Consider the following 25,487-nt stretch of genomic DNA (forward strand, 5'->3'; position numbering starts at 1 on the left):
TGCAGTATGAAAAAGACATTAAGAATATTCAACCAAGGCTGGAATATAATAATAGCTTTTATTTTAATTGGATTATTGTTAGGATGCAATAAGTTAGTTGAAGTTGATCCCCCTGCAAATTCAATAGTTACAAAACAAGCATTTGTGGATGACGCAAATGCAAACGCTGCAATATCTGGAATTTACTCTAGTTTTATCAGTAAATCAAGCGCGAATCGTTTTGGAAATGGTTGGATGACCTATTTTTGTGGACTATCTGCTGATGAACTTGTACCTGTTACCCTAACTGGAAGTCCAGATGTTTATTATAGAAATGTTGTACAATCAGATGATGGAATTATTCATTCCGTTTGGAGCCAAGCATATGGAATAATTTATCAAGCTAACGCCTGTATTGAAGGGGTTAACAACTCAAAGAATATCTCAGAAAGTGGGAGGCGTCAATTCATTGGTGAAGCGTTGTTTTTAAGAAGCTTAAGTTATTATTACTTGACATCAATGTTTGGAGATGTTCCATTTATTACTTCAACTAACTGGAAGGAAAACATGGCTGTTCCAAGACGAAATGTTTTAGAAGTGCAAAATGAAATAATTAAAGATCTTTTGGTTGCTTCCGATCAACTACCAATTAATTATAGTTTATTCCAAGATGAGAGAATTCGAGCCACGAAATGGGCCTGCTATGCATTGCTATGTCGCTTGTACTTAGAGCATAAAAAGTGGACTGAATGTAACAGGATTGCATCCTTAATTATTGAAAATACTTCCTTGTTTGGTCTTGAGGAACAATTAAATAACGTGTTTTTGAAGAATTCGAGAGAGGCGATCTTACAATGGCATAGTTCGAGTGATATATCCACTTATAATGTCCTTCCTGAAGCTAGTCTTTTACTGCCAGTTTCAAATGCTGCAAATCTACAGGTTTACCTATCCAATGGTCTAGTCAATTGTTTTGATTCAATTGACCTTAGGAGAATAAATTGGATCGGTGAAGTAACAGATGGGGCAGATACATTTTTATACCCTTATAAATATAAGGTAGGTCGTGGGCAGATGCAGGTGAATGCTCCAGTTTTGGAATACTATATGGTTATAAGGCTTGCAGAAGTAGTTTTGAATAGAGCTATAGCGAGAGTCATGAATAATGATTTTTCAGGTGGATTGGCTGATTTGAATTTGATTAGGACCAGAGCTGGACTCGCAAGTTTGAACTCAACCTCCCAAGATACTATTCTGAATATGATTCAATCCGAATCTAGAAAAGAAATGTTTTGTGAATGGGGGCACAGATGGTTTTCTTTAAAGCTGAGTGGCGCGCTTGATAGTGTAATGTCAAAGGCTGCTATTGATAAAAATTCACAATGGGCTTCGTTTAGGCGATTGTTTCCAATAAGTTTGGTAGAATTAAATAACAACCCGGCAGCTACTCAGAATCCGGGTTACTGAGTGTTTAGATAGGAAAGCGAGTTCAAATTAGTTTTTAGATATAAAGTCCGCCCGGAATTAATAGAATCTCCTGAAGAGGGGCCAGGGTTAACTTATCAAAAAAAGGGTGGGGATGTACCACCCTTTTTTTCTTTTTCTGCAAATGATATTATGGATTGAATTTTAATTCTACTCCATTACAATCGCTATCGGCGTTATTTACACCGACACCTGTGTAGATTAATCGATCAGTACCGCCGGCTGATTTTATGGATGCACTCAGTCCGCCACCACTTGTTGAAAGATAGTTGTTTGTTACATCAATTGCAATGCAACCAACAGATGAATTGGCCCAGTAATAGCCGCTAGTCGCAAAAAATTTGTCTTTTGCAATTACAGTACCTGCAATTAAGAATAATGCACTTCCTGCAATAATTAACGTCTTTTTCATAATCGATAAAATTGGTTTAAATGAAATACCTACTCTTTTCTAAAGGTTTTCGGTTTTCCCTTTTCCCCATTTGCTACTGGTGTTTATTAGTACACGGGAATTGTACCACCCAGTTGTCTTAGGTAGCTACTAAGTACACTTTATTCGAGTATTTTCAGCATATCTAGTGTCGTTGCATATTGTTCCTCGTAAATTGGTTTTCAATTCGCCAACAAATTGGTTATTCAGATTGATGTAATGTATGAGTACAGCTCCTTCTGTTTGTAAATGAGTTAGTGGGTACCGATCTGGAAATGCTGTAAACTCAAATTGAACGACGTGGGTTAATCTTGATTTATAATTAAAGGATTCTTTTCAGTCACTTTTTGTAAATTCCTTAAATTCGATTCAAATAAATAATTTGCGTTACACAATATGGTTTATATTTTCAATTGGGAAAGGTAATCTATTGGCTTGTATTGATTTTTCACATTCTGGAAATCCAATTTCTTTTGGAAAGCTATATTTTAAAAATAAATGAATAATTCCCGCACTTCCATTGATTAGACCTGGTAATGGATTTGATCTATTGTTTCCTGTCCAGAACAATGCTCCATCTACCGTTGATTTATGGCAATTATAGACTAAGTCTATTATCCATTCTGCCTTCGTTTTCCATAATTTATTGTTGGTAGACTCGTAGGCTGCCAAGTAAAGCTCTCCAAGGCCACATAATCCTGTGTTTTGGGAAAAGTTGTCTGAGGATATGCAGTTTGGAAATGATGAAAAGATAGATTCGAATATATCCGTATAGGTTGAGTCTTTTAGGACTTCTGCAGCACATATAAGTATTTTTCCTATGCTAAGTGTGTTCTCGGACACTTGATAGCCTTCTCCATATATCTGCGACATTCCTTTTTGACTGAATTTTAGTATTTTTCGTTTTATTAGAATGTCTAAAGAGTCTAAGTATTTAAGAACAGTTTTTCTGACTTCAGCGTCTTCAAATTGCGACAGGTAATTTAAGAGAAAGTATGTAATACCTAATTTACCTTGGTATATACTTTCTGAAATGTTGCTCAATTTGGTTTTACTACATTTTAGCCAATTCTGATCTGAATTAACATTTTCAAAAATTTGCTTGATTATATTCCGCAGTGTACTTTGGGTTTTCTCCGCAGGAAAATACTCAGAATTTCGCAGTAAAAGAAGCCCAAGGCCTGATAATCCGGATCCAATTGTTAGATCGTTTGATTTTTGTGGCAGACATTTTAGCAATAAATTTCTATTGCTTTCATTATCTGTCAAATGGCCAGCCTTTATGCTAGACGTTATTGCAATGCACATACCAATGAAATCACGACTTAATTCATTGTTTGGTTTATTTGAAAAGGTTAAATTTACGGCATAACTTAAGTTTCGTTGATATATATCATAAAGTGGCGTGGTGTCAAATTTTAGCTGTTTAGCGAGGTCAATAATATATGTAATACCGAATATTCCGTAATAATAATTTTGTAAAACGGTGTGCTCAAGAATTTCCTCATTTTGTAAGCTCTGGTAGCCTACCGAAGTTGTCCAATATTTATTTTTATTATCATAGAGTGGATCCTTACCTAATGCATATATGCAAGATTGAATGAATCCATGTTTTAATTCATTATTTAGTGATGTAAAGGACCTTAGCTCTTGAGGATGATTTTTTTCATTGACTAAATTTTTTAGACAAGTTGAAAGTGAGTTAATAGTTGGCCTTTCCTCAGGATGCTTACTTAAACCTCTAGTACATAGTTTCGAAAATGTACTACTTTTTGTAAGAAAGAATATAGTTCTCTCCGTGTCTTCCGGATTGGAAATTGGTATTGTTAATGGTGATATTCCGGTTACACAATGTAATATTGTAGCAGATAAACCATATATATCTTCCTTTGGGGTGGGTTTTTTTACCGCGATTTGCTCTGGAGACATGTATCCTTTTGTTCCAAGTTCAAATGGTGGTGTAGGGTAGTCTTCTACCATCGAATGTGCATATTCAAGATCTATTAGATGAACAATTTTTCTTTTTGAAACCATATAGTTAACTGGTGTAACATCTCTATGGATGATTAATTGATTGTGTAGTTCTGATGTTGTGCTACATACTTGGGAAAGGAGATCGATTATTTGTATTTTCTGTTTCTTAGATAAATCAAAGAATGCCAATTGGTTTTTATTGATTAATCTCATTTCCTCCAGAAGTGTTTTTCCATTAATTTTCTTTATTACAAGAAATGCAGCATCATCTCGTTCTATAAATGCATAGGGTTTTGATAGTTTTAATTTTGATTTTAATTTGTTAAGCAGTATGAATTGCCACTTAAGTCGGTCGCAGATATCCAGGTTTTTAGAATTGGAAATCATATGACGTTCTCCACGCTTTACAATTGCAACTATTGGTATCATCCCGAAATGTCGATAAATGCACTCAAAGACGCTTCCCTTACCGGATTGTTGTAGGAGTTTCGTAGGTATAAACGGCATTTTGGGTAAATTTTTCTTTCGGTCACTTTGTGGTGATTGATCAAATGGCCACATTAGTCTAGGATTATATCGAAAAGGTATTGGTTGGATATCTTCGATTAATCTTTCCTGTTCACCTAGATAGAATGTCTTTCGTTTTCCATTCTTGTCTATCGAAATGATTTGTTTGTGAGCTCCATGCCTACAATAAACACATCCACCCAAATGGAAATCAGTAAGTACTTTAGGGCCGAAAAAATCTCTAGTAATTTCGATAAGTTCATTTGCGATGTTTCTCGCAGTTTCGGTTGAATCTGGATATATAGTTACTACTTTACCTATCATTTCAAATCCTAATGCCCCATCGAGAATCATGCTTGCATGTACTTTATCTTCTGGTATTCTAAATGGAATTTTTGCTGAAGTTAAAGACGGAATAATGCTAGTAATTAATTGACTGACCTGCGTGATGACAACAGAAATGTGGAGAATCCAGCCACTCGTATTTTTTATTTCACCTACCTGTAAATAACTTCCAAATTCAGAATACTTTAGACTGTGTTCGTCCAGTAGTGAAGAATATTGGATTACTTCGTCCAAAAGTATGTTTGAATCTGGTGGTATGAATGTAGGTGCCTCCATTTTTATAGTGATGGTTGTTAAATCGACTCTCCAATGTATTGTAGTAATATTTCCAATGTAACTTCCCCCATGAAAATTTTCTTAAGTTTTTGCCTGCCTGTATAAAGAACCAATAACGGAAACTTTCCCGTTTCGATGAATTTCGTGAATGAGTATGTATAATCCTTTGCAATTGTTGCATTAGGCAATGATGAAATTCTATAGGTCGAATCATATTTCCGTATTTCTTTTAATTCTGCGTATGAAAGAAAAATTAATTTTGCCGCCTTTTGGATATTAACATTTTTTGTCAGGAGTTCTGTCTCCCTTCTGCAATATTCACAATCTGGACTGAAATAGTATATTAACGTTGGCTTATTTGCAGTAGTTTCCCTCGTAATTATTGTTTGCGTACTGTCTAAGAGAAGTATATTAATTTCTGGTAAAGTTTCAATTTCAGAAATATTCTTTTTAGCAAGTTTGTTTTGATAATCGTTTCCGCATGTCAATGTTAGAAAGCTATATATCAAAATTAGCACGAGATGGATTTTTGTCTTGCAACGCATTTTTCATTTGTGTGATTATAAAGTTATGCTGTTATAATAATGAGAGTGGTAATGACTTCAAAAAAGAAAAAATATCTTGTAACAGTATATCTGGGGAGTAAATTTGCATTAACGTTATGCTGTAGATGGGAATTTATACTTGTACTGTTTTTATGGCCATCGGCTTACCATTTTTCTTTGCCGCGGTTGTATGAGGAATTGTGCGCCCTTGCCGATTTCATTGTTTTGCCACCATTTGGTATACTTGACTTAATTTTAGATTCTTAAATGATGGTTCCATTTCTATTTTTAAGTTATTGATAGGGGTTTGAGGTTAATAAATCTACAGCCCCGGTATTTAGGTTGGTAAATTAGCCGGTGGATCCCTAATTGTTACCCGGCTGAAAAAAGTGCAGGACACCATTTGGGCGGTGGCTGCACTTTCCTATATTTGTGGAAACCTAACACCTATGCATGCAGCCTTGTCTGAGTTGGATAACCTCATTCGCCGCAAGCTCGACCCCAACCAAATTGAATTATCCGAAGGCATCACTAACCTAAAGACTGAAATCCCACAACATGTCCGGTCAACCCTTGAGTCAATTCGAAAGTTCTCCCTTGACGCTGTAGATCAACTAGTTGATAAAGATGCCACCTATCGGTTCGTTACTCATGTGGCCACAAACTGCGTCCACCATTTTCAAATCCTTGAGATCTATTCCAAACTAGGGGAGAAGGTTTTTACCCACAAGGCCAAAACGGTTTACCGAGCCATCCACTCTTCAGTTTGTAAGGATCTGGACGGTTTTATTTCATTTTTGCAGTTCCAGTTTAGGCCCTATTTTGACCTTGACTTACCCGTTCCATACACCCGTGTAGAGAAAGCTCAGGTATCGTTTAAAAACAGGATAGAAGCACTTAACCCACTGCGTGAATTTTTGGGGGAATTTGAACAACTGCTGGACGTTTGCCTTATGCCAATTCAAACACTTATCACCCGAGGCGGCACCGTTACCTTTCGGCAAATGGAATATCATCTAGTTTTACTGGATCGGCTGGAGAAACTTTTGGAGAATCCTCCCGTGGACACCAATCTCGCTCTTCATCAGACCTTGGTTTCGATTAACTATAATAACCAGGATTATATCCAATACTGTATAAGGCAGCTCCATTCTAAATATGCTGATCTTACACTACTACAACAGCTTGAGAAGTATAACTGGTATATCAAGGCTCAGCGACAGGTGGAGAAGGATCCCGTTTTAGTTTTCCAACCAGGTAATGCCTCAGCCTTCGATCAGCTCAACAACTACCTCATACACGAAATTGAATACATTCAAACCTTAATTAAGCTGGACGCCGGCTATATTGACGGCGTAAAGGTGTCAGAAAATGGCCACCATAAACTCCGCCTTAACATGTCTGTAGACGTAGCAGCTGCCTGGTTAAATTGCCTTTGGGATACCCATACTATACTTGCTCAAAGCAAAGAAGAGGCTATAGAGGCCTTCGTAAAGGTATGTAGTACCGTTGGAACTGATAACGTGAGCTTTAAAAGTCTCCGATCCAAATTTTTTAGTCTCTCGCAAAACTCCGTGTCCCAGGTAATGGATCTGCTCCATAAGCAACGAGAGGCATCCCGCACATACATGAAATAGTTCCCTACAAGAATTCGCCCACTAGGGTCACTAACCCAGCCCCCTTGGCTGGGTTTTTTCTTTTTAAGTATTTGCGCACAAATCCCCATAAGGCCCTGTGAATACACGATTTTAATCCTGCCCTGATTCATTCACCATTAAACTCCCACTATGGAACAACTGCCGCCGCAGTCCATCCTGGCATCATTGGACCAGGAGCTGGACAAATATTCGTTTGCCCCACCAGGAGATCTTCAGGGATTATCCGCCTGTATTGACATTGTTTGTAACCACCTGCATGAGCTATTCAAATGGGCCCGTCAGCACACCTTCCCTGACACCGAAGCGGAAATTCATTACTTTAAACACCAGCAACCAGGTGTGGAAAGTAAACTCTTCTTCTACAGCCAGGCATTGCTGCTGGAGCAATACCTGCCCACCCGCGGAATGGATGAAAAGCTCGACTATTATCGGCAGGCCTATCGTAAAATTGATCGTGCCCTTACCGAAATGGCAGAATTTTACCGGTACTTTCAACTGGGGGCCACCCACCTGGACGCGGTGTATTTTGTAAGGCCGGCTGGAACACGGCCACCTACCTGTAGCGATTTTCTGCTCAGTGATCCCGCACTGCGGGCCCCGCGTAGTCTGGACCAGGCACGCATCATGGGATACAAAGCCCTGGAATCCTACCTGGATACCCGCATATGGCTGCTGCAGCAACCTACCGGCAGCCGACCAGGACCCGCACCGCTGCGTTGGCAAGCCTCCCGATCTGCCCTGACTGAACTGATTTATGCCCTCCTGGAGGTTAAGGCCTTCGGGAGCGATGCCCCGGATGTAAAGCGGGTCAGCGATTATTTCCAGCAAGTATTTCACATTCAGATTTCCAATATCTACGCCACCTACGAGGATAACCGCCTGCGCAAGAAAAACCGCGTACCCTTCCTGGACTCCTTGAAAACAGCGCTGGAACGCCGCATGGATCAAGACGATCTGCATGCGCTGTAATTATTTTTCTCCTACATAGGCGTATCGAAGAATGATGGGGCGCATCGCGCCCCATTTTTGTGTCCGAAGCAAAAGCAATCACCCAAAAAATTGATAACATGCTTTCTCAAATCAGCTGGGCGCAATTTTTTCTTTTTGCAGGAGGCGCTACCGTTGTCTGGGTATTATTTGTACTCCGACATCATATTCTCGGACGACACCCGAAACAACCAGACAATGAAGGTGAAACACCCACTTCCACCCGCCGCATCTGGAGTGTAAAGGAGGATGGCCAACAGGTGAATCACGCTCCCATCAATGAGCCACCTCCACAACAAATGCCACCCAGATCCGGATATGCGTACCCCTCTGATATCGTAGATGAGAATGAGGAAGAACTTCGGGAGCCAGAAGATGAAGAAGACACGACCGATTACCAGGCCCTGGAAACCCTGGCCTTGGAAATCCATGAGCTGACCGCCAGCCTCGGCATTGCCACAACAGAAGAGAAACTCCTTGAAGCTCTCCGGTATACGATTCATCGCTACCCGATGCTGGATAAACCGGCACAACAAAGTGCCATTAATCACCTTGTCATCCGCTGTAGTCTGCAAGACTGTCGTATCACCCTGCAGGAAGCAACATTGGCCAGCCTTTGGGAATAGGAGTGGAGCCAAGTAGAAGAAAACTAAAACACAAGAATCACCGTACAATCACCAACAGCCATGAGTAAAAACATGCTGCCTTTCCATCCGGACACCATTTCATTATATAGAACATTACCCGGCGTAGATGAACTACGGGAACGACTAAACGGAAACATTCCTTTTGAAGACATGAACGGCCAATCCTTTTATGTCAACATCCGGGACATGGAACATCAGCCCAGAAGCTTCGAAGATCGAGTTGGGATCTGCCTCAATATGCAAGCCAATTTGGGGACAAGTAAACTGCCAATTACTTTTTGCTGCAACCCGACCATCAAGAGCGAAACGCAGTGTAATTGCAATAAAGGGAACCTGTCGAATGGCATCGTGATGATGGTAAAGCTACCTGATCTCTATAGCCTGAATCCGATTGGTATTGCCGGGTATGACCATCAACGCCCAACACACTATTTGAGCACGCATGTACTGGTGGTGCATCGGGTCAACGATATCAAGGCACAGAAAAACTCCATTCAACTAGCACACTTCATGGTAGACATCCCACATGGTGAAGGCTTACGAACATAGATGATCGCTTAATTATCCCGCTGCATGGACGACCAGCGTCCGCACCGCCCACATTTCATTTCATTTCATTTCATTTTTCTCCCCACACTTTTCTCAGCAAACTGATTTTTCAACTCAGTGTATGGGCCCGGCTTGCCGGTGCTCACCCGTGCATCGCTTGATTTCCTCTGCTTCCCTCAAGCGGGCAGGCCGGCGCTCATACCACTACTTTTTAACACTGTTTTATGTCAAGTAACTGTATTAAAGCCATTTTCAAACCCATGCCGCGTATGAGCCACGCAGATATGGTGTTCAACCTTTTGCTCCTGGGCTGCCTTATCACCACGCGCCTTCTTGCGCAAAGTGGAGAAGACGGACTGGAAGCGGCCATCGAAGAAGTGAGCGGTTATTTTCAACTGGGGGTGGACCTCATGTACGCCATCGGCTCCGTAGTAGGATTGGTGGGCGCTGTCAAAGTCTACAACAAATGGAACAGCGGCGACCAGGACACCTCGAAAGTGGCGGCGAGCTGGTTCGGATCCTGCATTTTTTTGATCGTAGTAGCTGTCATCCTGGAAGGATTCTTTATCGGATAACCCATAGCCACAACTGCTTACCAACTCATCATTTAACCATCAGTAGGTGTAGCAAAAACCACAGGACGGTGTAAGCCGCCTGTGGTTCAAAAAAAAAAGTTTCATTACCATTAAGCCAATAAACATGAGTATCGTATACGAAATCAACCGGGGAATAAACCGGCCCATAGAATTCAAAGGCCTGAAAGCACAGTACATCTGGTGGCTGGGCGGCGGACTGGGAATTCTGCTCGTGTTGTTTTCGATAGGATACCTAGCGGGGGTGCATCTGTATGTGTGTATAGCGATCACGGGAATTCTAGGGTGTGGGCTGTTTTCCCAGGTGTATCGCTTGTCACATAAATATGGCGAACACGGCCTTATGAAGGCTGTAGCCTACAAGCAGGTGCCCTCCGCTATTTGTTGTTATAGCCGGCTACTATTTACCACCCTTCGCTCCAAATAATAACTCATGGCCTTTCTAATTACCGTGGCACTCCTGGTTGTCGCAGCGATTCTATTGCAGCTGCGCGAACGAAAACCGGTAGCCAAAAACCTGGCATCGCTGCTACCCGTCTATAAGATCGAAAACGACCTGCTCGTTAGCAAACATGGCGACATCACCGCCGTCTTTAAAGTGGAACTGCCGGAACTGTTCACCCTCTCCTCAGAGGAATATGAAGGGCTGCACCATACATGGGTCCGCGCCATCCGGCTGCTACCCGCGGGCACCATCCTGCACAAACAGGACTGGTTTGTTGAAGCCAAATTCCAAGGGAAGTTTGAGCGCGAAGAAGCACCTACTTTCATTCAACAGGAAAGTGAACGTTTCTTCCACGAACGCCCTGTCCTGGACCATGACTGCTACGTGATGATCACCCGCAAAGCCAACGGCCGCAAACCTTCCAGTAGCGTATTTTCTAATTTGCTTCGATCCAGTATCGTTCCACAGGATGCCGTTACCGGCCAGGCCCTTCATGACTTTACCGACAAGCTCGGCCAATTTGCCCGCCTGCTCAGCGATGGCGGCTGGATAAAAGTAGAACGTATGACCGGTGACCAACTGGGTGGAAGCGATACCGAAGTAGGTATCCTGGAACGCTATCTTTTTTTACACAACAAACAGGAGAAACCACTGATCCGAGATATCCGGTTTAAACCCGAATTCATGGTCGGTGAAAAATACTGCCAGATGTTTGCCATGGCAGACGTGGAGGATATGCCCAGTCTGGCCGGATCCCGAATCAATTATGACAAGTACAGCACCGACAAAACCAAATTCAGCATTGGCTTTGCCGCTCCTTTAGGACAGATACTATCCTGCAATCATATCTATAACCAGGTGATCGTAGTAGAGGATACGCAGAAGGTGCTTAAAAAACTGGAGTCCAAACGGCTCCGCCTGCAATCCCTCAGCGCCTATTCGCGCGAAAACGCCATTAGCCGCGAAGCTGTCAACGCTTTCCTGAATGAAGCTATCAGCCAGGGACGCCAACCCGTACGGGCACATTATAACCTGTTGGTATGGTCGGAAAAAGCCAGCGACCTGAAAGAACTTCGTAACAAGGCTGCCTCCGCCCTGGCACAAATGGATGCCAACCCTCGCCAGGAAATTGTCGGGGCCCCGCAGATCTTCTGGGGATGCATGCCTGGCAATGAAGCTGACCTGCCCGACAATGAAATGCTGGACACCTTCGCCGAACAGGCCGCCTGCTTTTTTACCATGGAATCCACCTACCGCGATTCCATCAGCGACTTTGGCCTTCGCGTGGTAGATCGCTCCGGGCGACCCATCTGGCTGGATATATCCGACATCGTGATGCGCAATGGCACCGTCACCAATCGGAACAAGGCAGTGTTTGGTGGCTCGGGTTCTGGCAAAAGCCTCCTGATGGCGCACCTCCATAGGAGTTACTATGAGCAGGGGGCACACATCGTTATCGTAGACGTGGGCCATAGTTACAAAGGTTTATGCGACCTGGTGAATGGATATTATTTCACCTACTCGGAACAGAACCCCATCAAATTCAATCCATTTTTTGTCGATAGCTCCGACATTATGGACACAGAATTTAAAGAGAGCTTGAAAACACTCATTTTGTCGCTCTGGAAAAAAGATGATGAACCTTTTCGTAGGTCCGAGTACGTAGCCATTTCTAATGCGCTCCATTATTACTACGAATATCTTGGCCAGCACCCGGAAGTTTTTCCCTGCTTCGATACCTTTTATGAGTGGGTGAAAACCGACTATGTACAGATCCTTGACAAACAGGAAGTAAAGGAAAAGGAATTCGATGTAGCCAACTTTCTCTATGTTCTGCGGCCCTTTTACGGCGATGGTGAATTCGGGTACCTGCTCAATGCCACCGAGAAACTGGATCTGCTGCATCAACGGTTCATCGTGTATGAACTGGACAATATCAAGGACCATGCAATTTTATTTTCTGTGACCACGCTGATGATTATGTCAAATTTTATCTCGAAGATGCGCAAGCTCAAAGGCGTGAGAAAGGTGATCACGATAGAAGAAGCCTGGAAGGCTATCGCCAAAGCCGGGATGGCGGAATTCATCAAGTATCTCTACAAGACGATAAGAAAATTTTACGGTGAGGCGATCGTTGTGTCTCAGGAAATTGATGACGTGATCTCCAGTCCCATTATCAAGGAAGCGATACTGAATAATGCGGATTGTAAGATACTTCTGGACATGCGCAAATTCGCCAATCGTTTTGATCAGATTCAAACTACGCTCGGTATGCAGGATAAGGGCAAGATGATGGTGCTCAGCCTGAACAAAGCCAATGACCCAGCCCGTAAGTACCGCGAGTTTTACGTGGACCTGTCAGGCCAGGTAATGAAGGTCTATGGCTACGAACCCAGCCCGGCCGAATACTGGGCTTACACGACCGAAGAAAAGGAAAAGCTGCAGGTGCAACAGTATGCTGCCAAATTTGGCGGTGATATCAAACAAGGCATCCGTGCTTTATTGGCGGATTTAAAGGAAAATGAAAAAAAATAGGCTTTATTGGCAGCAAACGCTTTACTGGCGGCGTTTTTGCTCTGAAATTGTTCATTCTAAAACCTGTCAACATATGCGCAACATTCCTTTTATCGCCCTGCTGGGCCTGCTTGCCGCCTCCGCCGGCTGCAAACAGTCCGGCACATCACCCAAAGGGTTAACCGGTACCTTCATCCGACCAGACACCACGCCCGTATTTATTCAGGGTGATACCATCACGATCACGGTCAGCGCCACCCCCAAAGGTATGCAATACAATATTGAACGCAGGGTGGGGACGGATTACTTCGAAGCCGATGTCAGGGACCGTTATGAGGTGAAGAACTATTTGGGTAAACCCGGCGCGCAGCAAAACGTGATCGATGTGCTGCAAACCGAATGGCATTGGATCATTGACGACAAACTGGGTATCCTGCAAAGCGGCAAACGGATCTATTTCCGCGTGCAGGATTAAGCACCAAGCAGAGGGTATTGTTTCATTTTATAAATGATACCCATCATGAAACGGATTTTTTTTACTTTAGGACTGACTATGACCCTGTGTCTGGTAAGTATCCGCCCGGCGCAGGCCGAACCGATTACGGTGATCATTACCACCGCGGTAAAGAAAATACTTAAGGCCATGGACCTGGCCGTGCAGCGGCTGCAAAACGTGACCATCAAACTCCAGAATGCACAAAAGGCTTTGGAGAACGTCATGAGCAAGCTGAAGCTGGACGAAATATTTGAGTGGACAGAAAAGCAACGGAAGTTATTTGCGGGCTATTACGAGGAACTCTGGAAAGTCAAAAATGCCATCGCCACCTACAAACGTACAAGGGCGATTGTCGACAACCAACTGGCCGTACTGGCTGAATACAGAAGGGCCGTTCGCCTGTTCTCCGGTGACCCGCACTTTACGCAGGAAAAGCTGGACGACATCATGGAAGTCTACCTTGGAATCCTGAACGAAAGCCTTAAAAACGTGGAACAGATCTCCATTGTGATTAATGGCTTCACCACCCAGATGTCAGACGCCAAACGGATGGAGATCATCAACGCAACGGATGATAGGGTAAAGAGGAACCTTATCGACATTCGCAAATTTACCAATGACCAGGTCATTGCCAGGGTGCAAAAGGCCCGTGACGAACAGGAACTGGCGACCCTGCAACAGTATTATGGAATAACGGAATAAAACTGCCAATGTAACATAGATGGACAAGATCACCCAAGACATCAACGCCATGGCCGTCTTCATGCGGCAAAAGGGCTACACCGGTAACTTTACCCTTGAAGCCGATGAGCTCCGCAACAAGTTTACCGGTGATATCAGGCGGGTGCTGACGGCACTCTCCCAACACGCCGCCCAACAAGAAACGCCCATGGGGTCTTTTATCCTGTCCACCTTTGCACAGTATAACCATCACCAAGACTATATCAAAACGCAGTTTTATATAAGCCATGAACCAAAAAATGGATTTGTAATTTCTCAACAGCACTTCTCCCACAACGCGCAGTACCCGACCAGGATGCATATCGCTTCTCACCACCAAGTGTTAGGCAGCCAGGCACTCATCAACCGCTATCCCAAGCCCAAACCCTGGGATGACCTCCGCAAAGGAAGGCCGTGGCGCCCCGGTCGATAATCAACTACGCGTGCAATCATTGCCCAGACGTGTGTTCAAATTTTATTTGATCACCGCATAAACACCTTTTTATGAAAATGTGTGTATGGGCCGCCGTGTGCCTACTGGGGGTGATGATCACTCAACCCACCAGCGCGCAAATTAGCTTTAATTGGAACGAATGGTTTAGACAGAAAAAGACAGAAAAACGATACCTGGCGCAGCATATTGCCCAGTTGCAGGTGTACTTGCAACTCGTAAAAGAAGGGTACCAGGTAATAGACAAAGGTGCGAAGTTCATCCACCAGGCCCGCAACGGGGAACTAACCCTGCATGATCTTTTTTACCTCTCGCTCAAAATGGTAAATCAGCGGATTAAAAACTACCCGGCGGTTTCAAAGACTATCGATCATCATTCCTTCATTGCCCGCAAAAGTCAGGACCTGCTGAACCGCATTGATCAATCGGAATTTTTGCGCGCCGATCAAAAAGAATATGTCCACCAAACCATGGGTCGATTGCGCAGCGACATGAGCGCCAGCCTGGATGAACTGGTGACCGTTTTGAGCGATTACGCGCTGGAGATGGAAGATCATGAGCGGATCAAACGTATCGAACGCCTCGAGGCATATGCCCTTGAACGGGTACTGTTCATGAAGTCCTATTATGGCCATGTGCTGGCCATGGTTGGCCAGCGCATGAATGAAACTGTAGACATCTCTGTATTGGGCAACCATTACGGCATGCCCTAATCATCCCCACAGCAAAAATTATCATCATGAAAACGATTTGTACATGGGGGATGATCCTGCTGCTGCAGTTACCCCTCTTTGGATCCAGGCTTTACGCCCAGTCGCATGAGGCCGCTGTTCTGTTGCTCAACATTGAAAAACTCAATCAGCTACGCGAAATCCTGGACAAAATGTATGACGGCTATAAGCTGGTCTCCGATGGCTATACCAAAATTAAAAACGTCACCAGTGGCAACTTCCAGTTGCATGACCTGTTCCTGGATGCCCTTTTTGTGGTCAATCCAACGGTAAGAAAATACCGGCGTGTAGTCGATATCGTAGAGTACCAGTTGCGGATTGTACAGGAGTACAAGGCCGCCTACCGCAGATTCCAGCGAAGCGGCGTATTTAAACCTGAACAGTTGGTATATATCGCCGAAGTATACGGGAGGCTTACAGACGACAGCCTCAAAAACTTAGACGAACTGCTATTAGTGATCACCGCCCGCAAACTACGAATGAGCGATGACGAAAGGATTACCGCCATCGACCGAATATTTAGTGATGTCCAAAAACAACTGATGTTTCTCAGGCGGTTTAATAACCAGCAAAACATGCTGGCTATTGAACGGACACGCGAACAAACAGAACTCAACAGCGTGAAAAACTTATACGGCATTGAGTAACTGTACTCCCATATAAAGTCCAATACCGTAACGACAAAAACAACATGTATGCGAATACGTATAATCGTCACCTTGGCCACTTCTATCCTTTTACCCTGCCTGGCACAGGCCCAGGGGGTGCCAGAAGAGATCCACAGCCTTCATGACGTGCTGGATGATCTCTTCGATGAAATGCTCGTCATGAGCGAAGAACTGCTGGACGCCAGTCGCGTCATAGCAGGTTTTGCCGCCGTGTTTTATATCGGCTATCGCGTATGGAAACATATCGCCAATGCGGAGGCGATCGATTTTTTCCCTTTGCTACGCCCTTTTGCACTAGGATTTTGTATCTCGATTTTTCCGCAAGTCATCAGCCTCATGAATGCCGTGTTATATCCCACAGTAGCAGCCACCAGGGCCATGGTGGAGAGCTCTAACACCAGCATCGAAAAACTCATCGTGCAACGGCAAAAAGAACTGGAAGAGACCAAGTCTTATAAAATGTATGGCGTAAACGATGGGGAAGGAGATCGTGATGTCTGGATGTACTACACCCACCGAACAGAAATCGGCGATGAGGGCCTGTTTGGTGGCATCGGGAACGACATTGAATTTTCCATGGACAGGGCTTATTACAACCTGAAAAGCTGGTTTAAGGACGTCATTTCATTTTTACTGCAGTTGCTCTATGAAGCGGCCGCGCTTTGTATTAACACCATCCGTACGTTCAACCTGCTTATTTGCGCATTGCTGGGACCCTTCGTCTTTGCACTCTCCATTTTCGATGGCCTGCAACACAGCCTCACTGTCTGGCTGGCCCGCTACATCAACTTCTATCTCTGGCTGCCAATCGCTAACGTGCTGGGTTCCCTGCTCGGAAAAATACAGGAAGGCATGATCAAACTCGACCTGGAACAAATGGAGCGATTCGGCGATACCTTTTTTACCACGGCCGATATCGGGTATTTAGTGTTTATGATTATCGGAATTGTCGCCTTCTTTACCGTACCCAACCTCTCTAACCTGATCATCAATACCGGCGGCGGCTCCATCCTCACCTCCAAAGTTACCAATATGACTATCGGCAATGTCAGCTCGTTGGGCATGGCTGCCGCTGGCGGTATCGGCATGGCGGCAGATGCCTTTGGTAATAATAACCTGCGCATGACCAAAGGCGAAAGCGGCCATGGCGTAGGCTCCGGGTACTTTGGTGATAAACTGGGGTAGGGACCCTGACAAAAAAATGTGCATTTTTTTCATTCGTGTTTTTAAACCTATTGAAAATTATTGAACGTCATGCAACAACTTAAAAATATTGATTCGGCCTTTAAGCATGTGCGGCTTTTTACCCTGGTGCTCATCATCGCATACACCGCCCTGTTGGGTTATGGCGTATACCGCTATACCGATCAACTATCGCACGCTTCGGAACGAATATTTATCATCAATGACGGCAAAGCCCTTGTGGCCACCAGTTCCACCCGCCGCGAAAACATTCCGGTCGAGGCGAAAGACCATGTCAAAACCTTTCATGCCCTGTTTTTCACCTTGAGCCCGGATGACAAAGCCATTGAAGCTAATATTCGCGCAGCCCTGAGCCTGGCCGACCGCAGTGCCAAGGCACAATATGATGACCTGAAAGAGAAGGCCTACTACAGTGGCATTATTCGTGGTAACATCAGCCAGGAAGTGAGCTGCGATTCCGTTGCTTTTTCCATGGCCAGCTATCCCTACCGCTGGCGCTACTTTGGTAAACAACGGATCATCCGCACCACCGCCATCCTTACCCGAACCATAATCACCGAAGGCTTCCTTCGCACCATCGAACGTACTGAAGATAACCCACATGGCTTTTTAATCGAAAAATGGACCACCCTGGAAAACAAGGACCTCCACCTCGAAAACAGATAACATATGTGGAAACGAAAGAAAACCGGCGAGCAGCGGCGGCCCTCCCCGCTGGTGGAAAAAATAGGGGGCAAACTTTTAGCCGTCCAGCATCGATGGGCTACAGGACTCAATAAGCGCACAGCCCATTGGTCACGCCAGCAACAGATCCTATTCGTTGTGCTGGCCTGCGGGGCCCTGTCAGCCCTGAACCTGGTGGCCCTCGTGGATAAGTCCCCAACCACCACCACGCTGCACCAGAAAGCCAATGTCGTGCCCATTCCCAAACACTGGGTATTGCCCAACACCGGCCCGCAGTTTAACCGCCAGGACACCCTCACCTTCCAGGCACTGCGTCAGCGCCTTGACTCTCTGATGGCCACAGATACCGGCAGACAACAACTGCAGGCGTTTAACCAACGAAGGCCCGGCTTCCTGGACTCTCTGCTCCATATCGAACGACAAATATTTCCCACTCTACCACCCATCAACATTTTTTCACCTGACAAAACGCAAACACCATGACACAGCCGACAAACGAAAGGCCGAATAAAACCAAATTATTATTGGCCGCACCTCTGGTGGTGATACCATTTTGTGCCCTTTTTTTTCACGCCCTCGGCGGCGGCAAGGGTACCGGGGACAAACAGCAGGCAGAGCAACCCAAAGGGCTTAATACCTACCTGCCTTCTCCTAAAATCAAAGACACCCGCCAGGATAAACTTTCACTCTATGAGATCGATGAAAAAGACTCAGCGAGCAAACAAAAACAACATCGCGGGAGCCTTGATCTCTTTGAAATGGAAACACCGCCGATTCCTGGCGAGGCCGTCCACGATGAGCAAACAGCAGACATAGATCCCTATGGCCGCGTGACCAACCCCTTCTCAAGTGGAGGTGCCAGCGAAAATCGCCGCCGCAGGGGCAACCGGGCCGAAATGGCAGAACAGCCCGCCGATGAACTGGAACGCAAGCTGAACGTGCTCCGTTGTTCGCTGCAACATGATACCTCCAACCAACCTGAACCCGCCGAGCCGGCTGACGAACCCACTCCGCAAAACGATGCCGTATTTAAACAGCTGGATGCTGCGATGGCCGCCATCAAGGATGGCACCGATGGCGGACAGCCCGATCGGGAACTGGGTATGATGAGCGGCATGCTAGATAAAATTCTGGACATTCAACACCCGGACCGCGTAAAAAACCGGCTGGAGAAACAAACCACCAGCGAGAACAAAGGCATGCGCGTGGCCGCCATTTCCACGCCTTCATTGATAGATCCGTTATTACAAGCCACAGATCCCAGCACAACACGTTATTCCGTCTCCACAAAGCCACAGCAGGTTGATGGTTTTTATGAACTGGGTGACCCGGCCCAGGCTGGTACTGATGCCGTCCCTTCCATTGCAGCCGTAGTCCATGGCACTCAAACCCTGGTCAACGGCGCCTCCCTGGAAATCCGGCTGGATCAAGACGTGTATGTCCGAGGTCAGCTAATACCTAAAGGGACATCCCTACACGGAAAATGTTCTCTGTCAGGAGAGCGGTTACAGGTCAGCTTCAATATTATCCGGCATGGACAGCTGCTGTTTCCAGTAGACCTGGAGGCCTATGGCCTTGATGGCATCCCCGGCATCAGGATACCCGGCTCTATCACCCGCGATGCAGCCAAGCAGGGGACCAATGAAGCTATCCAGGCCATCGGCCTTTCCACCATGGACCCCTCGCTGACTGCGCAAGCCACTGCCGCCGGCCTGGACGCGGCTAAAACACTGCTCACTAAAAAAGTGAAACTCGTAAAAGTAACTGTCAAAACTGATTGCCCCCTCCTGCTCAGGGACGGCACTAAAAACAATAAATAATTGATCACCCAAAACATCCTCCAACATGCACACCATTTTGTTTATCCGCATTATTTCTGTAACCGCCCTGGTGCTGGCCAGCCAGCTCAGCGCCGGCGGCCAAACCCCATTTATTACCAGGGCCAGCGATGTGATCACTACCCACATGGAACTGTCCACCCAGCGTACCACCGTAGTGGTATTTTCAGCACCCATCGCCGAAAATGGTGTTGACCGCGGCAGCGCTCAGGTATTGGCTAAAACAGTAGATGGCGTGGGTAACGTCATCAAGGTGAAAGCCGCCTCTGACAGCCTGCTACCCACCAACCTCACCATTTTTACCAGTGATGGCCGTGTATACCGCTTCCTGGTAGAATACAACGCATCGCCCCGTCAGGATTTTTATGATTTCAGTGGGCTGCCCGGTCAGGCGGCCAGCAGTGGCGTTCGCTTTCTTCCGGACCGCATGAATGAAGCTTCCATTATCCGTACATCCACTCACATTACCGAATTGCCTGCTCATCGCCGCCGCCCCACCAGTAAATCCAACGGGGACATGAAGCTCAGGACCAAAGGCATCTTCTTATCGGAAGGCGTGCTGTTTTTTCATCTCAGCCTGGCCAATAGCTCAGCGATTCCCTATGAACTGGACTTCATTCGCTGTTATCAGCGGGACCGGAAAAAATCCAAACGTACCTCTCAGATGGTAAAAGAGGTCAAGACACTGGCCACCAGCTTTGTAGGCAAGCCTGTCATCGGTGCGGGTGACGCAGGGTTCTCCATGGTGCTGGCCTTCGAAAAGTTCACCATTTCGGACAGCAAATATTTTATGATTGAGCTGTTTGAAAAAAAGGGTGACCGCCATTTGGTGCTCAAAATTAAAGGCGATGATATCCTCAAGGCCAAACCGCTACTGGTAAGCAAGTAAAGCTTCCGGTTACGCGCCAAAGCGATTTTTAAGGTGCAACACTTCCGCCAGTTCTGGCCAACAGCACTCACCAGTGGTTTTTAGCATCCCATAAAACATTATGTTATGAGTGACAACAGAGTTAAAAACGATATCGATGCATTCTGGGCCAACCTTCAACAGGAATACGCCCAAAACCCAAACAGGGCAAACAGCCCTGGTTATTTGAAAGGGCAACTGCAACTACTGGACGAGATGTTGAAAAAGTATAAAAATCCCGCCACCTTGAGTCCATCAGAAAGGGCCTCGCTGGTGACCCTCAAATCCGACAGGGATGAATTTTACAAACGCGTCCATCTTAACAGCCCCGGCAACCTGCTGAAAAATATAGGCAAAATTTCCGGCAGGGGAGTAAATGGCCTCATCAAGGGACTCGGCAACTTTCTCTATAACGGCGCCACCGGATCCAGCGCCAATATGATGCAACGAGCCCCCTGGTTGGTGCAAATTCTCTTTAATATCGCCCGGTTAATCATAGCCCTTGCTGGTCTCGCACTGATAGGTGCCGGCAAAACCCTGGACTGGATCCTTGGTAAAAAACCTGACACTGGAAATCCTAACCAAACCATCTCTCAGCCACCCACCCCCCAGCCGCGGCAACAGCAGGCAGGCAAACAAAAACAAGCAGGTCAGCAAAGCTCCGAACAACAACAACAGCCACCACTACCTGGCCCCAGCCAAAGACCCACCCAGCCTGGCGACCCTTCCCAGTCGCCCGCAAGCCCAGGACAAGGCCCGCAGTTACGCGCCGATCAAAAAAACGGGCAATCCAGTGCCCAACATATCAACCGCCGCGTTCGCGTCATCCACCCACCCAATAACAATAACCCATCCCAAGGCCCACGCCGCTGATTTACTCACTTTAAAATGCAATGATTATGACACCCGAACAACAATATCACCTGGACAACGAACATAAATACGCAGGATTTGGTACCCGCCTTAACCAACAGGTTGTGGAACAGGTTGCCCAGGGACTCACCCAACTGGACCTGCGAAGCCAGGACGTGCATGGCATGGACCGCATGTTTTACAAAGTGTCCTCCCGTATCGGTGATACACAGGCATTTTACAATGGCTTTGAAGCTATCATCATTAAGAACATGCCGGCAAACTTTAAAGTGGATGGCCTGGACCTCAAGGACCTTGAAATAAGGCTCTCGGCACCGCCACAACCTTTTCATGGCAAAAACGATCCTGCGGGGCAGTTTGAAAAGGTGCTGGAGGAATATCAGGTCGGTGTGAAAGCCGACATGGCCAAACTCTATCACCAAAACAAAGACCTGTTTTATAAAGTGGCATTTGCTTATAAGGAAGTGCTTGAACCTTTAATCAAGGCCGATCGCAAGGCCGAAGTAGACCAGGGTATTGCCGCACTCATGGGCAACGACATTCGCAAGCAATGGTTTCCAGCAGATCAGGGTATTACGCGCGTGGAAGCCTTTAACCTGCTCGATGAAATCGATCACCAGCGCGCTGTGTATAAAACCTATCGCGTACACGAAAAAAAGGGTGGGGAAGAAGCAGCAACCGCTCCGGTCCAATCTCCCGAAGGCGAGAGCGCCACAAAAGAAGCACGCAAAACCTACGGGGTTTGGCTACTGCTGGACTATGTAGATGTGGAAGCCAATCACCCGGAAGGGAAACTGCAAAACCCTACCAAACATGGTAACCGGCTCCTTGAAAGGATTGATGACAATTATGGCTTTGACATCCGCGCCGTCCTACCCCGTTTTGGATGGAAGGGAACTGATAGCGATAAGGTGATCGATGACCTGGCCAAAGCCCTGGAAAAAGGCAACAAAGTGGAAGTGGCCCCTATCGATCAAAGTAAGTATGAAACGGTCTTCATTTATGCCAACCCACGCGCCAAAACCATCACCATCGAAGACCATGAAGGAAACCGCCTGCCCCACGCGATGTTCTTAACCGAAGCCGCCCGCCAGGAACGTTCCGAAAAACATCAAAACCAACCCTTTAACGGCCATGCCTTCCGGGTTGCCAACCGGCCAACACAAAAAGCCGCCGGTGCTGGGGAAGAAGGGGAGGCGCACGAAAAAAAAAACAGTAACCCGCACGCGCGGATAGTCCAGGATGGAAAAGGGAAAGGCCATGGCGTCTCCTAATTACCAAGGTGAATAGAACGAATCAAATTCTTAAAAATATTTACGCTTATGAACAGCCTTCCTACTGCTGACCCATCAATGCATGAACACTATGTCCTCGGAACCCGCCCCTATGAGGGGGCAGAATCCGACCAGAACCCCGCAGCTGTTTTCCAGCAACCCTTTGGGACACTGTCCGGCGCCTTGTTAGCGTTGCTGGATAGCAGCCTGGCCCTGCTATGCCCTGGGCTGGCCACTTCCAAAAACGCACCTGCCCTGATCGGCAGCAACCAGATCCTGTGTATACCCTCTGGTTACAAGGTCAGTCTTGGATTGAGCGATGACATCTGGATGCTGGACGGGCAGCGCTGCTTCAAAGTGGGCATTATATCAAACATGCCTAAACGATTATTTCAACAGTGGACAGGCCTGGGTGATCCCGTTTTTGCCGGCCGCCGCTGGCCCGTTTTTATTCCGCTCCTAACAATTAACGAGAACAACCAGCGCCAAGCCCATCACACCCGCATCGCCAACATTAAAGCACAACTCAGCAGTCGGGAGGCCCGACAGGCCAAAAACCCGCACAGGCTTTTGCCGCCCAGCCACCACCAGGGCATCAAACCCTAACGTGCGGACGATCATTGCCCCGCCAGTTGAACGACAAACGGCAGCCCCCCATTTTTTAAAACATGGTAATACCAAGAAGATGGAAAACAATATTTTGCTCGATAACGGTGAATTCCCCGGCCAGGGCCCTGCACAGCACCTGCGATTTATCCTCGCTGAAACCAATATCCCCATCGGAGAGGGTGAGGCGGTCAGTCAGCAATCTGTGTTTTTTTCACTCCATCATGCCTTCTGTAAATTGCTGGCCGGTAACCTCGAAAATGTTGAATTACGCCTAGCCCGGCAAAAGGGTCTCACACATTATGGCTCCCGCAGTATCACCTCCGTTAACGATGGGACCCTATACGGAAAAATCGTGGGTATCCTTCCAGGTAATGACCAGCTAGCCGCTCCCCCCGGCATTTATCTGCAATCGGATTTCAGCGCGGACGAACTACGACAGATGACGGGCATCCCCTTTCCATCCACCCAAAAAATGGATAGCGATTTTCTAATCCCACTTAGGACCTATAATGAGGATTTTACTGATACGTCTCCCAATGTGTATTTTGAAAGTATCCAGGAACATGTCAGGCAATTTTTAAATGCCGCCCAAACTGCGGACGCCGGCCTGGACTATCACCTGACGTTTAAGGGTGCCTTTATGCAAGCGTCGTCCGCTGGAGAACATCTCTATGTACAGCGGCATTACTTTGACAATCTGTTTGAGCCCGTCAAAAAACTGCTCAGTACAGATCCGCTGCTGTTTGACGATAAGTGCGCCGATAACGAATATGAAATTGTTCATCATTATGCCTACATCAACCGTCCTGGTACCCAAGAACTCATCTCCATTAATGTCATGCCGATTAACGATGCGCTGGATGGCATGCCCACTGCAGGGATTTACCTTCATATGGAGGAAGACATCCAAAACCTGGAACGCGATACCGGAATCGGCCTGCACAATGCCCACTTCTACGATGAGGGGCTTCCCTTTTTGTTGCTGGCAGAATACGTGTATAACCGAGGCCTGCGGCTGGTACCCGATGAAGGCATCGTGGAACTGGCCCGCAACCTGCAGGACCAACACTATAACGGAAAACAACAACCCAACAGCCCCTACGTCCTCACGGTTGCCTATGATTTCAACCTGGAAACTGCTGCAAAACCAGCTGTTTCTACTGCCTGGGACAAATATCATTACCAGCTATTGGAACAAGCAATTTTCAAACTGGTCACGACCGACCTGCACCTGTTTGGTGATCCACGCCATAGGGTGGATGCGCCTTACAGCATCACCTCCGCTGAAATATGTGATTCACAACAACGGCCCATGGCCAGCCTACAACTGGCGCCTGCCAATGTCGAGGGACATGCGCAAATGCACCTTGTCATCGAAGGGGCCATGGCAGACCTGGCCCCTGCCATCTATCAGGCCATGACTTTATTGTTTACCGGCCACCTGGATGTACAGCGGCCACCTATGGCCCTCCATATACCTGTTGCTCATTATAACCGAGAGGGACAATATCTTCCCCATCCGGTTAACCAGCAGGAAATATTAACCTTCCTAAGTTCGGCCATGACGGAGCGAATTTCCCGCAAAATTGCCTCGGACCATTCCCCTATATCGACAACCAGTGCAGGGGGGAGCTATCATATTAACCTGGAATGGAGTGAGCCTGCCCCACCCACTAACGCAAGCACCACCAGCATTCACCAACCCGACCTGGACGTGGCCCACCGCTACCTGCAGCAGATGCATCCACAATTGTTTTTGCACACCAACCCTGGCGGCCCACAACGCTATATCGTACGCGCCAGCCTGGTGGACAGCGATACCGATCAGCCCATCGTCTCTCGTTTTTACCACCCGGCCTCCGACCCGGTATTGGCTGCAGGGTTTTACCTCCAATACCATTTGGACCATCCTGCCAGTTCCCAATTAAAGCCGGCAGCTGATGGCCACACCAAGATGATGGAGGCTGCTTCCAGCATTCATTTGGCCACCTATGCTCAACCTGTCATTTTACCTGTTCACCTGCAAGCCACCCACCCGCGCACCTTGATGGACAACGAAGGCCGAGACACCGGACCCGGCATTAAGCTATAAGCTACCG

25 protein-coding genes are annotated in these 25,487 nt (G+C 46.5%); 22 read left to right on the plus strand and 3 right to left on the minus strand.

The genetic code is table 11. The features are described from left to right. The first annotated feature begins 6 nt into the window (after positions 1 to 6). Positions 7 to 1,446, plus strand: coding sequence for a RagB/SusD family nutrient uptake outer membrane protein (locus tag HB364_RS13715; RefSeq protein ID WP_167288537.1), 1,440 nt, complete (start codon positions 7 to 9; stop codon positions 1,444 to 1,446). 148 nt (positions 1,447 to 1,594) lie between these two features. Here the strand turns inward: HB364_RS13715 and HB364_RS13720 are convergent, their stop codons facing one another. The 3 genes from HB364_RS13720 to HB364_RS13730 form a co-directional block, all read right to left on the minus strand. Then, positions 1,595 to 1,876: a hypothetical protein gene (locus HB364_RS13720; protein ID WP_167288538.1), complete on the minus strand. Its 282-nt coding sequence runs from the start codon at positions 1,874 to 1,876 to the stop codon at positions 1,595 to 1,597. A gap of 405 nt (positions 1,877 to 2,281) precedes the next feature. Beyond that, positions 2,282 to 4,996 (minus strand): class III lanthionine synthetase LanKC N-terminal domain-containing protein, encoded by a 2,715-nt coding sequence (locus tag HB364_RS13725; RefSeq protein ID WP_167288539.1) that lies wholly within the window; start codon positions 4,994 to 4,996, stop codon positions 2,282 to 2,284. A gap of 17 nt (positions 4,997 to 5,013) precedes the next feature. Beyond that, the gene (locus tag HB364_RS13730) at positions 5,014 to 5,514 is read right to left on the minus strand and encodes a TlpA family protein disulfide reductase (protein ID WP_167288540.1); all 501 of its coding nucleotides are present in this window, start codon (positions 5,512 to 5,514) and stop codon (positions 5,014 to 5,016) included. 476 nt (positions 5,515 to 5,990) lie between these two features. Between HB364_RS13730 and HB364_RS13735 the strand changes: the two genes are divergently transcribed. The 21 genes from HB364_RS13735 to HB364_RS13835 all read left to right on the plus strand — a co-directional run bounded on the left by HB364_RS13735 (position 5,991) and on the right by HB364_RS13835 (position 25,480). Continuing rightward, on the plus strand, positions 5,991 to 7,178 hold the full coding sequence (locus HB364_RS13735) for a hypothetical protein (protein WP_167288541.1): 1,188 nt from the start codon (positions 5,991 to 5,993) through the stop codon (positions 7,176 to 7,178). A 150-nt stretch (positions 7,179 to 7,328) separates the two neighbouring features. Beyond that, the gene (locus tag HB364_RS13740) at positions 7,329 to 8,168 is read left to right on the plus strand and encodes an RteC domain-containing protein (protein WP_167288542.1); all 840 of its coding nucleotides are present in this window, start codon (positions 7,329 to 7,331) and stop codon (positions 8,166 to 8,168) included. A gap of 98 nt (positions 8,169 to 8,266) precedes the next feature. Continuing rightward, positions 8,267 to 8,812: a hypothetical protein gene (locus HB364_RS13745; protein WP_167288543.1), complete on the plus strand. Its 546-nt coding sequence runs from the start codon at positions 8,267 to 8,269 to the stop codon at positions 8,810 to 8,812. A 60-nt stretch (positions 8,813 to 8,872) separates the two neighbouring features. Then, entirely contained in the window at positions 8,873 to 9,382 is a 510-nt protein-coding gene (locus HB364_RS13750) for a hypothetical protein (RefSeq protein ID WP_167288544.1), read from the plus strand. A gap of 224 nt (positions 9,383 to 9,606) precedes the next feature. Further along, complete coding sequence (locus HB364_RS13755) at positions 9,607 to 9,957, plus strand: DUF4134 domain-containing protein (protein WP_167288545.1); 351 nt, start codon at positions 9,607 to 9,609, stop codon at positions 9,955 to 9,957. Positions 9,958 to 10,081: 124 nt separating this feature from the next. Then, on the plus strand, positions 10,082 to 10,402 hold the full coding sequence (locus HB364_RS13760; RefSeq protein WP_167288546.1) for a DUF4133 domain-containing protein: 321 nt from the start codon (positions 10,082 to 10,084) through the stop codon (positions 10,400 to 10,402). A 6-nt stretch (positions 10,403 to 10,408) separates the two neighbouring features. Then, entirely contained in the window at positions 10,409 to 12,955 is a 2,547-nt protein-coding gene (locus HB364_RS13765) for a TraG family conjugative transposon ATPase (RefSeq protein ID WP_167288547.1), read from the plus strand. 73 nt (positions 12,956 to 13,028) lie between these two features. Then, on the plus strand, positions 13,029 to 13,409 hold the full coding sequence (locus HB364_RS13770) for a hypothetical protein (RefSeq protein WP_167288548.1): 381 nt from the start codon (positions 13,029 to 13,031) through the stop codon (positions 13,407 to 13,409). 45 nt (positions 13,410 to 13,454) lie between these two features. Beyond that, positions 13,455 to 14,132: a conjugal transfer protein TraI gene (locus tag HB364_RS13775; RefSeq protein WP_167288549.1), complete on the plus strand. Its 678-nt coding sequence runs from the start codon at positions 13,455 to 13,457 to the stop codon at positions 14,130 to 14,132. A 19-nt stretch (positions 14,133 to 14,151) separates the two neighbouring features. Beyond that, positions 14,152 to 14,583 (plus strand): hypothetical protein, encoded by a 432-nt coding sequence (locus HB364_RS13780; protein WP_167288550.1) that lies wholly within the window; start codon positions 14,152 to 14,154, stop codon positions 14,581 to 14,583. A 71-nt stretch (positions 14,584 to 14,654) separates the two neighbouring features. Next, a complete protein-coding gene (locus HB364_RS13785; RefSeq protein ID WP_167288551.1) occupies positions 14,655 to 15,314 on the plus strand; it encodes a hypothetical protein in 660 nt (219 codons plus the stop codon). A gap of 26 nt (positions 15,315 to 15,340) precedes the next feature. Then, on the plus strand, positions 15,341 to 15,979 hold the full coding sequence (locus tag HB364_RS13790; RefSeq protein ID WP_167288552.1) for a TerB family tellurite resistance protein: 639 nt from the start codon (positions 15,341 to 15,343) through the stop codon (positions 15,977 to 15,979). 48 nt (positions 15,980 to 16,027) lie between these two features. Then, a complete protein-coding gene (gene traJ / locus HB364_RS13795; protein ID WP_167288553.1) occupies positions 16,028 to 17,185 on the plus strand; it encodes a conjugative transposon protein TraJ in 1,158 nt (385 codons plus the stop codon). 69 nt (positions 17,186 to 17,254) lie between these two features. Continuing rightward, positions 17,255 to 17,869, plus strand: coding sequence for a conjugative transposon protein TraK (gene traK, locus HB364_RS13800; protein WP_167288554.1), 615 nt, complete (start codon positions 17,255 to 17,257; stop codon positions 17,867 to 17,869). A 3-nt stretch (positions 17,870 to 17,872) separates the two neighbouring features. Next, the gene (locus HB364_RS13805) at positions 17,873 to 18,370 is read left to right on the plus strand and encodes a hypothetical protein (protein ID WP_167288555.1); all 498 of its coding nucleotides are present in this window, start codon (positions 17,873 to 17,875) and stop codon (positions 18,368 to 18,370) included. Next, positions 18,367 to 19,707 (plus strand): conjugative transposon protein TraM, encoded by a 1,341-nt coding sequence (gene traM / locus HB364_RS13810; RefSeq protein ID WP_167288556.1) that lies wholly within the window; start codon positions 18,367 to 18,369, stop codon positions 19,705 to 19,707. Before HB364_RS13805 ends, traM begins: the two co-directional genes overlap by 4 nt. A gap of 25 nt (positions 19,708 to 19,732) precedes the next feature. Beyond that, positions 19,733 to 20,614 carry a conjugative transposon protein TraN gene (gene traN / locus HB364_RS13815; protein WP_167288557.1) on the plus strand — a complete coding sequence of 294 codons (882 nt, stop codon included), beginning with the start codon at positions 19,733 to 19,735 and terminating at the stop codon, positions 20,612 to 20,614. Positions 20,615 to 20,719: 105 nt separating this feature from the next. Next, positions 20,720 to 21,505, plus strand: coding sequence for a hypothetical protein (locus tag HB364_RS13820; protein WP_167288558.1), 786 nt, complete (start codon positions 20,720 to 20,722; stop codon positions 21,503 to 21,505). Between the two features lie 26 nt (positions 21,506 to 21,531). Continuing rightward, the gene (locus HB364_RS13825) at positions 21,532 to 22,779 is read left to right on the plus strand and encodes a hypothetical protein (protein WP_167288559.1); all 1,248 of its coding nucleotides are present in this window, start codon (positions 21,532 to 21,534) and stop codon (positions 22,777 to 22,779) included. 48 nt (positions 22,780 to 22,827) lie between these two features. Continuing rightward, positions 22,828 to 23,385 (plus strand): hypothetical protein, encoded by a 558-nt coding sequence (locus HB364_RS13830; RefSeq protein ID WP_167288560.1) that lies wholly within the window; start codon positions 22,828 to 22,830, stop codon positions 23,383 to 23,385. 79 nt (positions 23,386 to 23,464) lie between these two features. Next, complete coding sequence (locus HB364_RS13835) at positions 23,465 to 25,480, plus strand: hypothetical protein (protein WP_167288561.1); 2,016 nt, start codon at positions 23,465 to 23,467, stop codon at positions 25,478 to 25,480. Positions 25,481 to 25,487 lie beyond the last annotated feature (7 nt).

This window comes from Paraflavitalea devenefica, from assembly GCF_011759375.1.
GTDB classification, from domain to species: domain Bacteria; phylum Bacteroidota; class Bacteroidia; order Chitinophagales; family Chitinophagaceae; genus Paraflavitalea; species Paraflavitalea devenefica.

Excerpts from the sequence above, each read along its gene's own strand:
- HB364_RS13780 (WP_167288550.1), top strand. The coding sequence starts at position 14,152 with ATGGACAAGATCACCCAAGACATCAACGCCATGGCCGTCTTCATGCGG.
- HB364_RS13720 (WP_167288538.1), bottom strand. The coding sequence starts at position 1,876 with ATGAAAAAGACGTTAATTATTGCAGGAAGTGCATTATTCTTAATTGCA.
- traN (WP_167288557.1), top strand. The coding sequence starts at position 19,733 with ATGCACACCATTTTGTTTATCCGCATTATTTCTGTAACCGCCCTGGTG.
- HB364_RS13715 (WP_167288537.1), top strand. The coding sequence starts at position 7 with ATGAAAAAGACATTAAGAATATTCAACCAAGGCTGGAATATAATAATA.
- HB364_RS13785 (WP_167288551.1), top strand. The coding sequence starts at position 14,655 with ATGAAAATGTGTGTATGGGCCGCCGTGTGCCTACTGGGGGTGATGATC.
- HB364_RS13740 (WP_167288542.1), top strand. The coding sequence starts at position 7,329 with ATGGAACAACTGCCGCCGCAGTCCATCCTGGCATCATTGGACCAGGAG.
- HB364_RS13805 (WP_167288555.1), top strand. The coding sequence starts at position 17,873 with ATGTGGAAACGAAAGAAAACCGGCGAGCAGCGGCGGCCCTCCCCGCTG.
- HB364_RS13775 (WP_167288549.1), top strand. The coding sequence starts at position 13,455 with ATGAAACGGATTTTTTTTACTTTAGGACTGACTATGACCCTGTGTCTG.
- HB364_RS13725 (WP_167288539.1), bottom strand. The coding sequence starts at position 4,996 with ATGGAGGCACCTACATTCATACCACCAGATTCAAACATACTTTTGGAC.
- HB364_RS13750 (WP_167288544.1), top strand. The coding sequence starts at position 8,873 with ATGAGTAAAAACATGCTGCCTTTCCATCCGGACACCATTTCATTATAT.
- traK (WP_167288554.1), top strand. The coding sequence starts at position 17,255 with ATGCAACAACTTAAAAATATTGATTCGGCCTTTAAGCATGTGCGGCTT.
- HB364_RS13820 (WP_167288558.1), top strand. The coding sequence starts at position 20,720 with ATGAGTGACAACAGAGTTAAAAACGATATCGATGCATTCTGGGCCAAC.
- HB364_RS13755 (WP_167288545.1), top strand. The coding sequence starts at position 9,607 with ATGTCAAGTAACTGTATTAAAGCCATTTTCAAACCCATGCCGCGTATG.
- HB364_RS13760 (WP_167288546.1), top strand. The coding sequence starts at position 10,082 with ATGAGTATCGTATACGAAATCAACCGGGGAATAAACCGGCCCATAGAA.
- HB364_RS13745 (WP_167288543.1), top strand. The coding sequence starts at position 8,267 with ATGCTTTCTCAAATCAGCTGGGCGCAATTTTTTCTTTTTGCAGGAGGC.
- HB364_RS13790 (WP_167288552.1), top strand. The coding sequence starts at position 15,341 with ATGAAAACGATTTGTACATGGGGGATGATCCTGCTGCTGCAGTTACCC.
- HB364_RS13825 (WP_167288559.1), top strand. The coding sequence starts at position 21,532 with ATGACACCCGAACAACAATATCACCTGGACAACGAACATAAATACGCA.
- HB364_RS13835 (WP_167288561.1), top strand. The coding sequence starts at position 23,465 with ATGGAAAACAATATTTTGCTCGATAACGGTGAATTCCCCGGCCAGGGC.
- HB364_RS13770 (WP_167288548.1), top strand. The coding sequence starts at position 13,029 with ATGCGCAACATTCCTTTTATCGCCCTGCTGGGCCTGCTTGCCGCCTCC.
- HB364_RS13765 (WP_167288547.1), top strand. The coding sequence starts at position 10,409 with ATGGCCTTTCTAATTACCGTGGCACTCCTGGTTGTCGCAGCGATTCTA.
- HB364_RS13830 (WP_167288560.1), top strand. The coding sequence starts at position 22,828 with ATGAACAGCCTTCCTACTGCTGACCCATCAATGCATGAACACTATGTC.
- HB364_RS13735 (WP_167288541.1), top strand. The coding sequence starts at position 5,991 with ATGCATGCAGCCTTGTCTGAGTTGGATAACCTCATTCGCCGCAAGCTC.
- traJ (WP_167288553.1), top strand. The coding sequence starts at position 16,028 with ATGCGAATACGTATAATCGTCACCTTGGCCACTTCTATCCTTTTACCC.
- traM (WP_167288556.1), top strand. The coding sequence starts at position 18,367 with ATGACACAGCCGACAAACGAAAGGCCGAATAAAACCAAATTATTATTG.